Origin of the sequence: Pseudomonas antarctica (genome assembly GCF_900624995.1) — a bacterium.
Taxonomy (GTDB): Bacteria; Pseudomonadota; Gammaproteobacteria; order Pseudomonadales; family Pseudomonadaceae; genus Aquipseudomonas; species Aquipseudomonas antarctica.
In genome coordinates, this window is record NZ_UYXQ01000022.1 from 25,123 (window position 1) to 36,763 (window position 11,641).

Consider the following 11,641-nt stretch of genomic DNA (forward strand, 5'->3'; position numbering starts at 1 on the left):
TGGGAGCCCGCTCCCACATTTGATCCTCAGTGTTCCCACTTCAGCGGAAGAGACTGATGTATTCACTTGAAGACCTGCTGCACCTGATGAATCGCCTGCGCGACCCCAAATATGGGTGCCCGTGGGACATCAAGCAAACCTACGCGACCATTGTCCCGCACACCCTCGAAGAGGCCTATGAAGTTGCCGACGCCATCGAACGCGGGGATTTTGATCACCTGCAAGGTGAGCTGGGCGACCTGTTGTTCCAAGTGGTGTATTACAGCCAGTTGGCGAAGGAAGAAGGGCGCTTCGAATTTGCCGGGGTGATCGATAGCATCACCCGCAAGTTGATTCGCCGTCATCCTCACGTGTTCCCCACGGGCGATGTCTATGCGCCGGTGGATATTCCTCAGTTGAGCGAAGAGCAGGTCAAGGCGCGTTGGGAGCAGATCAAGGCTGAGGAGCGCGCGGAAAAATCCGACGCACCGCAGCAATTGTCCCTGCTGGATGACGTGCCCACGGCTTTACCGTCGCTGTCCCGCGCGGCCAAATTACAAACGCGCGCCAGTCAGGTCGGTTTTGACTGGCCATCAGCCTTGCCGGTGGTGGATAACGTGCGCGAAGAACTCGATGAAGTACTCGAAGCCATGGCCGATAACGACTCGGTGGCGATCGCCGATGAAGTCGGTGACCTGTTGTTTGCAGCGGTCAACTTGGCGCGTCACCTCAAGGTTGACCCGGAAACTGCGCTACGTGGCGCCAATGCCAAGTTCGAACGACGTTTCCGATTTATCGAACAGGCATTGCGCGAGACCCATCGTCCCATAGAAGATTGCACCCTCGAAGTGTTGGACGCCCTGTGGGGCGAAGCCAAACGTCAGGAAAAGAATGTGTCCAGCTGCGGTTAAGCAGTTGCCTAAGTGAGTAAGCACCATGAGCCTTTCCCTTCGCGACCAGTTGCTTAAAGCAGGTCTGGTCAACCAAAAGCAGGCCAAGCAGGTCGGCAAAGAGAAGCAGAAGCAGCAGCGCCTGGTCCATAAAGGCCAGGCCGAAGTTGATGACACCCAGGCACGTTTGGCTGCCGAGGCGCACGCCGAGAAGGTCAAGCGCGACCAGGAGCTGAACCGCCAGCAGCAGGAAAAAGCCGAGGCCAAGGCCCGCACGGCGCAGGTCAAGCAACTGATCGAGACCTCGCGCCTGCCCAAGCTGACCACCGAGGACTACTACAACTTCGTGGACGACAAGAAGGTCAAGCGCCTGTCGGTCAACACGTTGATGCGTAACAAGCTGAGCAACGGCTCCCTGGCGATCGTGCACCACGGTGGCAGCTACGAGGTGATCCCGCGTGAAGCGGCGCTGAAGATCCAGGAGCGTGCGCCGGAGCGTATCGTGCAGCTCAATCTCCTCACCGAAAGCCAAGTGCCGGATGAGGATGATCCTTACGCCGCCTACCAGATCCCGGATGACCTGATGTGGTAAGGCGGTAAAAACAGCCATGTGGTGAAGGGCTTGCCCCTGCCAAAACACACAAACCCCGCTCAAAAGGCGGGGTTTGTGTTTTAACCAGTAGCGTCAGCCGATCACCAATCCACTGCGTAACTCAGGCTGAAGGTACGACCTTGGGCATTCGGGTACGGTGCACGCGCGTTGGCCTGGGCGAACATGTTTTGGTAGTTGCGGTTAGTGAGGTTGTACACCGCACCTTCGAGGCGACCTACCGGCAACCTCACCGAACCCAATAGGTCGGCCAGCGTATAGCCTTTGATGTCGCGGCCGTTGTTGTCTTTGAACGCGGCGTCATAGTCGGCCAGGCGCATACCTTGCAGGCGCAGGCTGTAGTCGCCACGGTCGTAGCCGACAAAGGCGGTGGTCTTGGCGGGAGAGATACGTGTGGCAGGCAGGTCGATCCATTTACCGTTCTGCTGGGTCTCGCCTTTGGCGTAAGCGTAAGTACCGCCTACTGACCATTGATCGGTGAAGTTGTACGTCAGGCTGGTTTCAATACCGCGCACACGCTCTTTCTGATTGATCAGGCGCAGTACACGGTCATTGGCGTCATAGAACTGGGTGACATCCGAGGTGTTTTCATACGCTGTGACGTTGGCCAGCCACTTGTCCCAATTGCCACGCCAGCCCAGCTCGTAGCTGTCGACCTTCAGCGCTTGGGCATTCAGGTTTTGAATGTCGTACTTGCTGTTCACGTCACGCAGGAAACGCTGGATATCGGGCAGGGAAAAGCCCTGGCTGAAGTTGACGAACACATCCTGGTTTTCGCTCAGGTGATACACCGCGCCGAGGTTATAGAGGGTGTCATCGTATTTGAGCGTGCCACCGGGCAGTATCGCGCGATTGCCGGTCTGGACGATTTCGCCATAAGCGATGCTGTCGGAAACCTCGCTTTCGATCCACTCGCGGCGTACGCCACCACGCAAGGTCCAGTCATCGATGTCATAGGACAGCTGCCCAAAGATGGCTTTGGTGCTGGTCGCGATGTCGGGGCCGAGTTCGAACGTGGTGCCGGTCTTGGTGTAGGTCAGGCCGTTGACGCGGTATTGGTCGCCGCGCTGGCGTGAGGTTTCATGGTCATAATCAGCGCCCCAGACGAGGTTGCCGGTGGCCGGGCCGATGTCCGGCATTTGCGTATCGATCGCCGCGCGCAGGCCGTAGACATCCTGCACGCTGTTGTTGTCGGAGACCCCGGCGCGGCCACGCGACAGGTCCGGGAAGAACAACGCGTCGGCACGCCGCCAGTAACTTTCGAGCTGCAAGCCCTGGCCGTAGAAATCGTTGTCGGCGTAGTTAAGGTTGACCGCCTGGTTGTGGGTGAAGGGTTGGTCATCCAGGTCCAGGCCTTTGACCGCGACGGCAGTGTCGCTGATGCGTGGGTTCTTGGTGTAACGGGTGTCTTGCTCGTCCTTGTAGTCTTGCAACGACAGGCTGATCTTCTTGTCGTCATCCAGCTCGTAGCCGAAGCGACCTTGCAGGTCATAGGTGTCGGTGTCCATGTTGCTGCCCTGGGACGTGTCCTGGGGAATGCGCTTTGCGTTGCCGTCGAACTGATCGTTGCGTTGTACGTAGTTACCCGAAAGATACCAGTCCACCGGGCCCTGACGGCCCGTTGCGCTCTGGAATGTTTCGTAGGAGAAACCTTTGTGACTGAGGTTGTTGCCGGCGGTCATGCCGATTTTGCTGCTGAAGGCCAGGTCTTCACCTTTGTTGCGCTTGGTGATGATGTTGATGATGCCGCCTGACGCACCTGCACCGTAGACACTGCTGGCGCCGGATATCACTTCAATGCGCTCGATACTTTCCGGTGCCACGCTGTTGAGCTGGCGGAAGTTGTCGCGCGTGGCGTTCTGGGACACACCATCGATCAGGATCAGCGTATTACGCCCGCGAAGCGTCTGGCCGAAGTTGCTCATGCCACCGCTGGAGGGAGCAATGCCCGGCACCAATTGCCCGAGCATATCCGCAACCCGGCGTCCCGCACCCGTTTGCTGGCGGATCTGGTCTTCGCTGATGACCTGCACAGAGCCAGGGATCGCCGCAATACTGGTTTCATTGCGTGTGGCCGAAACCACCGTTGCCTGTAATTGCAGGTTGGTGGGCGCTGCTTGGGTGTCTTCAGCTTGATCGGCCCAGGCTGGGCCGCTCATAGATCCGAGCAGGGGCAGCAGGGCTGCCAGTTGCAATTTGTTCATGACCTTGCCTTTGAGTTATTAGAAGTATTGACAGAAAAACCGGATGAATCGGGTGTTCGGGTGAGCGAACGGATGGCGCGAATACCCAGGGCGGCCAAGGCATACGTGAGCGCGACCAGCCAAAAGCTGTGCGCCAAGCCCACCATCGCCATGCCGATGCCGCCCATCAAGGCGCCGCACAGCGCGCCGGCTTTGGCGGCGCTATTGCCCATGCCCAGAGCAAAACCCTGCTGGTTGGGCGCAACGGTATTGGCGATCAACGTGTAGGCGACGGGCAGCAACGCGCCTTGCCATACGCCCCACAGCAGCCGGCTGGCGAGGAAGCCCAGCCATTCGTTGGCCATCGCCGTGAAGGCAAGCGTCAAGGCGCAGGACCACGTGATCCATTCGATAATGCGCAGCGTGTGTGCGGGTTGATGTCGGTCAAACAGCCGCCCCCAAAGCGGGGCGGACAGTGCCAGCGTGAGGGCGCTGGCGGCATAGCTGGCGCCGATCAACCATGCCGGTGCGTGTAAAACGTCGGCGACGTAGAGGGCGTAAAACGGCTGAGGCATCATCTTGGCAGCCTGAATCAATACGATGATCCCCAGCATTGCGCCGAGCCAGCCTTTGGGCAGTGCGGCGGGTGCGCACGTGCGCGTTGGCCGCGAGCGCGGCGCATCGCTGGGCAGGAACACGCTAATCACTGCACAGACCAGGCAGACGGCGGTGGCGCTGTAGCACAGCAGTGCAAAGCCCGAGATATCCATCAGCCAGCCGCCCAGCACCGGCCCAGCCAGTGACCCCACTGCGGTTGCCGATTGCAGTCGCGCCAGAATGTGCCCGCGCCCGCCATCACCACAGTAGGCCAGTGCGTAGGCTTGGGCCGCTGCAATAAAGCCGGCCAGCGCGCCTTGCGCCACCCTGATCGCCACCAGCAGCCACGGATCGAAGGTGATAGCGGCCAACGCCTGGCACACCGCCAACGCCAGCAGCGCCCGAATGATCATCGGCTTGTGGCCGGTACGGTCACCCAGGCGCCCCCACATTGGCGTCAGGATCATCGCCGCCATCATCGGCCCGGCATACACCAGCGAAGACAGCAGGCCGGTGTACTGGGCATTGGCCACGCCGAGCAGCTTCTGGATCTGCAAGGGCCAGAAGGGGCCGCTCATTTCCATGGCCCCCATCGACACCAGTTGAATCACCACCAGCAGCCGCAGCGCGGTGTGGTTAGCTGCCATTGGCGGCTGCACTCAGCGGGTTGGGCAGCCGCCCGACGATGTCGGCATGGCTTTCCAGCAGGCGCATGCGCATGAACGACTTGGCCGGCCAGTCCTGTTCCATCAGGGCTTTGCGCTCGGTTGCCCAGCGCTGTGGTTCGACCTGGCTGCGCACGTCGTCGAAACACTGGCTGACGTGGGCCGACAGTTCATTCCAAAGTAACGCCTGGGGGATATCGAAGTGGCGGGCACTGAGCAATACCAGTTCGCCCAGGTGGCACATGAATACCGTGTGCAGCAGCTTGTCACGTACAAAGCCCGCGTCGTCATACAGCGTCATCTTGGGGTCGTGCAGTTCGATATCCAAACCGTGGGCGTGCAAGGTCTTGCGGTCGATTCGAATATCACCGAAGTCACGCAACAGTAGGCGGTTCAATTGGCCGTCGGCGGCCATGACCATGAAGGCGTTCTGCTGGTGGGCCTCGAAGGCAACGCCATAGCGCAGGTACATGCCCAACAGTGCCGGTACGGCGATCGCGGCATAGTCGCGAAAGAACGCAAGCATGGCATCGGCGTCGTCCAGGCCTTTGCTCAGGCGTACCCACTGCCTCAGCAGCGGCTGGCCGTGCTGGTCGATGGCAAACAGGCTGCCCACCGGCACGGCCATTTCGCCCGGTTGGAGCAGGCTCTGCGGGTTGTCGCGGTAGAGAACGGCGAGGTGACGGGAGTGCTCATCATTGGCCGGTTGGGGTTTGAAATGCACGCCGATCCGCTCCGGGACGATGCTCAGGATTCGCTGAATTGCGGGCTCGCGCTCAAGGATCGTCAGCAGCAAATGGCTGATTCGTGGGCCCATGCGCGCCGAGCGTGGTGAAACAGTTCGTTGCACACTGGTCAGCCGTAGTGAGACCGGGAGTTTGACCATCGGCGCGTCGCGGCTGCCTTCAGGCAGCACGGTCCTGAACGACATGGTCGGGTGGGCGGTAAACGCGACGATATCGGTCAGCACCAGCAGCTTGTCACCGATTTCGTTGGCGAACAGTTGCGGTAGCTCCTGGCGTGCTTGCCAAGGGTGAGCAGGCAGCGGCAGGTAGTCAGCTGCCTCAAGCCCCTGCGCTGCAAGCGCTGCGGTCAACTGCCGGGCTGCCTGTGGAAAGTGCTGTTGCCACCACTGCCAGTAATCTGCGGTATCGGCCAATACTTCGACATGCGCATATTGGCGGTGGAGCGCGCAAAGGAATACCGGGAAGCGCGCTTCGAACTCCGGTGAGAAATCGATCACCTGGTCGGTAACCAAGCCCAACTTGGTCTTGTAGTTGGGGTGCCATGGGTGGCCCAGCGTGCCCCATTGTTCAAGCACGGACGTAGCGTTGGTCACGCTCGCATCGTGCTTGAGGTGGCTGAGCAGATTGTGCTGATGGGCTGGGTCCATTGCTGCGTGCAGCTTGAGTGTCCACTGCGCGTGAAAGGCAAGGCATAGCGTGTCGTTGACAAAGCTGTCATCGATTTCGGTGTTAAGACGGCTCAAGACGTTCAGGTCGGCCGATGATTCGAGGCTGTTGTTAAGCAGCGTCAGTAAGTGCGACGGGAATTGAATGTTTTGCTCGGTCTGGTCATTACGAAGCAGTGTGACCTGGCCACGCAGGTCCCAGCTGCCCATGCGGCCGGGGCGCAGGTGATCGAAGCGCAGGCGGGTTTGGTCAGGCAGTGCCAGCCAGCAGTGGCCGCGTTCGTCATAGGTGCGCGTGTTGGGGTCCAGCAGGCCTTCACGAAACAGTGCCTGGATCAGACGTTGGAAACTGCGTTCGGCGGCGGGCGCCAGCGTGTTGATCAGTGCATCAAGGCTGATGTGATTGGCGAGGAATTGCGGCGTGACAAGTGCTTCACCCCAGCGCTCAAGCAGTAATTTTTCCGGCGTGCTGTTGTGGCCATGCATCAAGTCGAATTCCTTATCCGTGGTCCTGGGTGACAGGCGTGCGAATGGTATCGAGAATTATTACCAGATGTCTATTTTTTGTTACGCTTTTTGCGCACCCGTTTATTCAAGCGGGCGGAGGGCGTGACTTGCCGGCAAATACTGAGTTCAGGGATAGGCATGTGACATGCCCTGGAGGCGTCTGGAGCAGGCTAGTTCGGGGGACATAGCGGCCTCTAAGACGCAAAAAACCCGCGCATTGGGCGTAATGCCGTTCAGTTAAGCGAACGCAATGCCCAAAGCAGCGAAGATTAAATGTGGGAGCGAGCTTGCCCGCGATGACCATGGGTATCTACGCAACTTTTTGTGTTGCGCTAAGTTTTTGACCGGGTTTTTAGGTAGATATGAGTACATATCTGTTGCTGCGGTAACGGCTTCGTAGGGGTCCGCTCTTACAGCGGCTCACTTTTGGAAAGACCCAAAAGTAAGCAAAAGGTCTTTGCCCCACCACTCGGTGCCTCGCCTAGGCTCGGCATGCCCGCACGCAGGCTTGAATCCGTGGGCCGCCGCCATGGGCCATCCTTGGCCCATCGCGGCTAACCCGGCTTCCTGCCGGGTTACCCACGGATTCAAGCCTGCGTTCGGCCATCGTGGTTAACGGGGCGCCTCAGATCAAGATCAAAAGCAAGAGCACGGCGGCCTAGTAGCCGACCTGAGTGGTAGAAGCAAAAGCACAGCAGAAGCACAGCAGAAGCAGATCTGCTTTTCTGTGGGAGCTGGCTTGTCGGATCGCCGCACCGCTGCGATGCAGACACCTCGGTGGATCAGGCATAACCAGTTGATGCCATCGCAGGCAAGCCAGCTCCCATATTAGATTGAGTTCAGTTTCAAATATCAGGTCGGCTGTCAGGCCGCCTCGGCCGTGCTTTTGATCTAACCACTCAGGTCGGCTACTAGGCCGCCGTGCTCTTGCTTTTGATCTGCTTGATCTTGATCTTGATCTGAGGCGCCCCGTTAAACCACGCTGGCCGAACGCAGGCTTTGGAGCGTGGGTAAACCGGCAGGACGCCGGTTTAGCCGCGATGGGCCAAGGATGGCCCATGGCGGCGGCCCACGGTCCAAAGCCTGCGTGAGGGCACACCGAGCCTAAGCGAGGTGCCGAGTGGTGGGGCAAGAGCCTTTTGGTTACTTTTGGGCTCTTTCAAAAGTGACCCGCCGTAAGGGCGGAACCAATATCAGCCGTTACCGCAGCAACGGATATGTACCCCGCGCCCCCGCGACAACCAAAGAATTCAACCCATAAAAAGATGTGTAGATACCTATGCCGCGATGACGTCGGCCCAGCAAACATTGATGTTGACTGACCCACCGCTTTCGCGGGCAAGTCGAATCGTCGCACCGCCGCTCCCACAGGGGATCTGCGCTTAACTGAACGGCATTACGCGCATTGGGCGGGTTTTTTGTGGAGGCGGCCCGGCTGCGTGGGGCCGGGCGTCTACGTGATATCAGCGTTTCAGGAGCTTTGTGCCTGGCGTTTCATCTCAAGAGTTTCGAGCTCGTTTTTATAATTGTGGGCTTCGTTCTCGTTGTGGAACATGCCGACCAGTTGGTCTTGTTGATGGACATCCCAGATGTGAATCCCATGGCCCAGTGCTTCATGAGACATGTGTGCATCGTCGCGTTCAGTTACTTTTACAGTCATCTGCTTGCTCCAATCTCTGGTTGATCTGCGGCAAGTCGTCGCAGGCCTCTTTTATATGTTTTGTTAGCTTGCTAAGTAAACTGGTTTTGCGCGCAACAATTCATTGCAGGAAACGCAATATTCCCGCAGGCCACGTAAACCGCGGCATTGCGTCGCAGGGTGCTGAGTTTTATGACAAAAGTTTCATGTTTCAGATGGCTTTCAAGCTTAGGTCAGCCGTGCTGACGTCATCGCAGGCAAGCCAGCTCCCACCGTTGAAACTCATTCCAATGTGGGAGCTGGCTTGCCTGCGATAGCGGTAGAGCGTCCAGCACAAAACCTGCAGGCGAAAAAAAGCCCCGCATTCAGCGAGGCTACTTTTTCAGCTCATCAGCCTATCAGCTACCTTTGACAGCCTTGCCGTCAACGGTGCCGTCCAGCAGCATGATGTTGTATTCCTTACCGTCGGTTTCCACCTGACGCAGGGCAACCAGGATGCCGCCCCAGTCCTTGGCAAACCACATCTGGGTGATGCGCTTGCTCTGCGACGGGTCGCGCACGCGCTCGACCTTGATCGCGTCAATGGTGCCGGCTTTGGTCTGAACCTTTTCCGGGCCGATGACACGGAAGTCGTAGGTGTCGACGTCGGTGCCTTCAACCACGCGGTAGCTCATGCTTTTCTTGCCGGCGGCGACGTCACGCTGCAGGGCAAGCTGGTAGGTCGACTTGTCGAGCATGCCGCTTTCAAGGGTAACGTTGACCGGGTCCTTGTTTTCGAAGCCGGTGACCTTGTTGGCTGCGGGGTCGAAATCCAGGTTGATTTTCTTCGCCTTGCCCAGGCCGCCGCGTTCGAAGGTGTAGCTCTTGGGTTGCAGGGCGTCCTTGTCGAAACGGATCACGCTGGTTTCGGTGAGGCTGGCGATCAGCATGGAGGCCTTGAAATTCAAGGTCCATGTGCCGTCGCCATTCTTGGCCAGGCTGCGTTCAGCCGAGCCACTCATTGGTAGCTGTTTCCAGTCGGCGGTGTAGCTGGCGGAGAACGGGTGAAGGTCTGCTGCTTGCACGGCAGGCAAGGCGAACAGCGCAAAAGCGAAGAGCAAGGCGCGACGCATAAAATCTCCTAGGTTCGAATCAAGTGGCCGCTGGCCGCAAGTAACTGACCGTCCAATAATGCACCGTGTTCACCAAGAATCAATCGCCCCTCGGCAAACCAGCGAACAGCCAGCGGGTAAATCCTGTGTTCCTGGGTGTGAACCCGTTGCGCAAGCGTCTGCGCCGAGTCTGCAGACTCTACCGGAACCACTGCCTGTACGACCAGAGGCCCGCCATCGAGTTCCTCGGTCACAAAGTGCACACTGCAGCCATGCTCGCTGTCACCAGCGTCCAGGGCGCGCTGATGTGTATGCATGCCTTTGTACTTGGGCAGTAGGGAAGGGTGGATATTGAGCAGACGCCCTTCGTAGTGCCGCACGAAGCCTGCGCTGAGGATGCGCATGAAGCCGGCAAGGACCACCAGTTTGGGATTGAAGGCGTCGATCAGTTCGATCAAGGCGCTGTCGAAGGCCTCGCGGCCTTCGAAAGCCTTGTGATCCAGCGAGCGGGTTTGGATGCCCGCGTCCCTGGCGCGTTGCAGGCCGTAGGCGTCGCTGCGGTTGGAGATCACCGCAGCGATGCGCACCGGGCTGTCGCCGATGCGCGTGCTGTCGATCAAGGCCTGCAAGTTACTGCCGGTGCCGGAGAGCAGCACCACGACATCACAGGTCTGAGACATCAATGAGCCTTGAGGTTCTTCAGTTCAACCTGAGCCGCGCCTTCGGCAGCGGTGGCGATCTGGCCGATGACCCAAGGCTGCTCGCCTGCTTCGCGCAGGACGTTCAGCGCGCTTTCAACGTGCTCTTGCGCCACGCAGATCACCATGCCCACGCCGCAGTTCAGCACGCGGTGCATTTCGGTTTCGTTGACGTTGCCTTTCTCTTGCAGCCAGTCGAAGACTGCCGGGCGCTGCCAGCTGGCCACGTCGACAATTGCCTGGGCACCTTTTGGCAGAACGCGCGGGATGTTGTCCAGCAGGCCGCCGCCCGTGATGTGGGCCATGGCTTTGACGGCGCCAGTGTCCTTGATCAGTTTGAGCAGCGGTTTGACGTAGATGCGGGTCGGGGCCATCAGCAGGTCGGTCAGTGGCTTGCCATCGAGCTGGGTGTTCTCGATGTCGGCACCGGACACTTCGATGATCTTGCGGATCAGCGAGTAGCCGTTGGAGTGCGGGCCGGAGGATGGCAGGGCGAGCAGGGCGTCACCGGCAGCCACTTTGGAACCGTCGATGATTTCGGATTTCTCTACAACACCCACGCAAAAGCCGGCCAGGTCGTAGTCTTCGCCTTCGTACATGCCTGGCATTTCAGCGGTTTCGCCGCCGACCAGGGAGCAACCCGACAGTTCGCAGCCCGCGCCGATACCGGTCACAACTTGGGTTGCGGTCTCGACGTTGAGCTTGCCGGTGGCGTAGTAGTCAAGGAAGAACAGCGGCTCGGCACCGCAGACCACCAGGTCGTTCACGCACATGGCAACCAGGTCGATGCCGATGCTGTCGTGCTTGTTCAGGTTCAAGGCCAGGCGCAGCTTGGTGCCCACGCCGTCGGTGCCGGAAACCAGCACAGGCTGTTTGTAGCCGGCCGGGATTTCGCAGAGGGCGCCAAAACCGCCCAGGCCGCCCATGACTTCGGGGCGCGCAGTGCGCTTGGCGACGCTCTTGATGCGTTCGACCAATGCTTCACCGGCGTCGATGTCTACACCGGCGTCCTTGTAGCTCAGGGAGGGTTGCTTGCTCATGATCCAGGCCTTTAGGGGGGATTTCTGGGTAACGACCGAGTTGGCGAAGGCTTTCGTGAAGAGGCCCAGCCGTTGACGGTCTGCGAAGGCGCGCGATTTTATCAGGCTTGAGGGGCAGCGGCCATCCTCGGGCCGACGGGCAGGGCCATATCGGTTAAAAAAGCCGGTTAAAAAAATGCTAATCGGGTCTGCCTTGGTGCGTATTAAGGTATAGCCTTTAACCCGCTATCGTTATGACAGTACAAAAACTTACCGAGACCCGTGAATGTTTTACTGGCTGCTGTGGTCACAGCCATGCCATGCGAGTTCACGCGGTCTGTTCCAGCCGCTA

At 59.1% G+C, this 11,641-nt stretch carries 9 protein-coding genes; 2 read left to right on the forward strand and 7 right to left on the reverse strand.

Annotation, left to right across the window (positions count from 1 at the left end):
* Nucleotides 1-56 precede the first annotated feature (56 nt).
* Together mazG and E0F99_RS14450 are read left to right on the forward strand one after the other, a co-directional pair.
* Nucleotides 57-890: a nucleoside triphosphate pyrophosphohydrolase gene (mazG, locus tag E0F99_RS14445; RefSeq protein ID WP_083357433.1), complete on the forward strand. Its 834-nt coding sequence runs from the start codon at nt 57-59 to the stop codon at nt 888-890.
* 25 nt (nt 891-915) lie between these two features.
* Nucleotides 916-1,461: a DUF2058 domain-containing protein gene (locus tag E0F99_RS14450; RefSeq protein WP_083357434.1), complete on the forward strand. Its 546-nt coding sequence runs from the start codon at nt 916-918 to the stop codon at nt 1,459-1,461.
* 101 nt (nt 1,462-1,562) lie between these two features.
* On the opposite strand, the gene E0F99_RS14455 is transcribed toward E0F99_RS14450, so the two are convergent.
* The 7 genes from E0F99_RS14455 to purM form a co-directional block, all read right to left on the reverse strand.
* Nucleotides 1,563-3,683 carry a TonB-dependent receptor gene (locus E0F99_RS14455; protein ID WP_083357435.1) on the reverse strand — a complete coding sequence of 707 codons (2,121 nt, stop codon included), beginning with the start codon at nt 3,681-3,683 and terminating at the stop codon, nt 1,563-1,565.
* Nucleotides 3,680-4,906, reverse strand: coding sequence for an MFS transporter (locus tag E0F99_RS14460; RefSeq protein ID WP_083357436.1), 1,227 nt, complete (start codon nt 4,904-4,906; stop codon nt 3,680-3,682). Before E0F99_RS14460 ends, E0F99_RS14455 begins: the two co-directional genes overlap by 4 nt.
* The gene (locus E0F99_RS14465; RefSeq protein WP_083357437.1) at nt 4,896-6,821 is read right to left on the reverse strand and encodes an IucA/IucC family protein; all 1,926 of its coding nucleotides are present in this window, start codon (nt 6,819-6,821) and stop codon (nt 4,896-4,898) included. Before E0F99_RS14465 ends, E0F99_RS14460 begins: the two co-directional genes overlap by 11 nt.
* A 1,492-nt stretch (nt 6,822-8,313) precedes the next feature.
* Entirely contained in the window at nt 8,314-8,502 is a 189-nt protein-coding gene (locus E0F99_RS14470; RefSeq protein WP_078738442.1) for a hypothetical protein, read from the reverse strand.
* A gap of 377 nt (nt 8,503-8,879) precedes the next feature.
* Nucleotides 8,880-9,593, reverse strand: a complete 714-nt coding sequence (locus tag E0F99_RS14475) for a DUF3108 domain-containing protein (protein ID WP_083357438.1) — start codon at nt 9,591-9,593, stop codon at nt 8,880-8,882.
* 8 nt (nt 9,594-9,601) lie between these two features.
* Nucleotides 9,602-10,252, reverse strand: coding sequence for a phosphoribosylglycinamide formyltransferase (gene purN, locus E0F99_RS14480; RefSeq protein WP_083357439.1), 651 nt, complete (start codon nt 10,250-10,252; stop codon nt 9,602-9,604).
* Nucleotides 10,252-11,310: a phosphoribosylformylglycinamidine cyclo-ligase gene (gene purM / locus E0F99_RS14485; RefSeq protein ID WP_083357440.1), complete on the reverse strand. Its 1,059-nt coding sequence runs from the start codon at nt 11,308-11,310 to the stop codon at nt 10,252-10,254. Before purM ends, purN begins: the two co-directional genes overlap by 1 nt.
* Nucleotides 11,311-11,641 lie beyond the last annotated feature (331 nt).

What these genes read in the sequence shown, in the direction of transcription:
- mazG (WP_083357433.1), top strand. Translation starts at nt 57, where the DNA reads ATGTATTCACTTGAAGACCTGCTGCACCTGATGAATCGCCTGCGCGAC.
- E0F99_RS14450 (WP_083357434.1), top strand. Translation starts at nt 916, where the DNA reads ATGAGCCTTTCCCTTCGCGACCAGTTGCTTAAAGCAGGTCTGGTCAAC.
- E0F99_RS14455 (WP_083357435.1), bottom strand. Translation starts at nt 3,683, where the DNA reads ATGAACAAATTGCAACTGGCAGCCCTGCTGCCCCTGCTCGGATCTATG.
- E0F99_RS14460 (WP_083357436.1), bottom strand. Translation starts at nt 4,906, where the DNA reads ATGGCAGCTAACCACACCGCGCTGCGGCTGCTGGTGGTGATTCAACTG.
- E0F99_RS14465 (WP_083357437.1), bottom strand. Translation starts at nt 6,821, where the DNA reads ATGCATGGCCACAACAGCACGCCGGAAAAATTACTGCTTGAGCGCTGG.
- E0F99_RS14470 (WP_078738442.1), bottom strand. Translation starts at nt 8,502, where the DNA reads ATGACTGTAAAAGTAACTGAACGCGACGATGCACACATGTCTCATGAA.
- E0F99_RS14475 (WP_083357438.1), bottom strand. Translation starts at nt 9,593, where the DNA reads ATGCGTCGCGCCTTGCTCTTCGCTTTTGCGCTGTTCGCCTTGCCTGCC.
- purN (WP_083357439.1), bottom strand. Translation starts at nt 10,252, where the DNA reads ATGTCTCAGACCTGTGATGTCGTGGTGCTGCTCTCCGGCACCGGCAGT.
- purM (WP_083357440.1), bottom strand. Translation starts at nt 11,310, where the DNA reads ATGAGCAAGCAACCCTCCCTGAGCTACAAGGACGCCGGTGTAGACATC.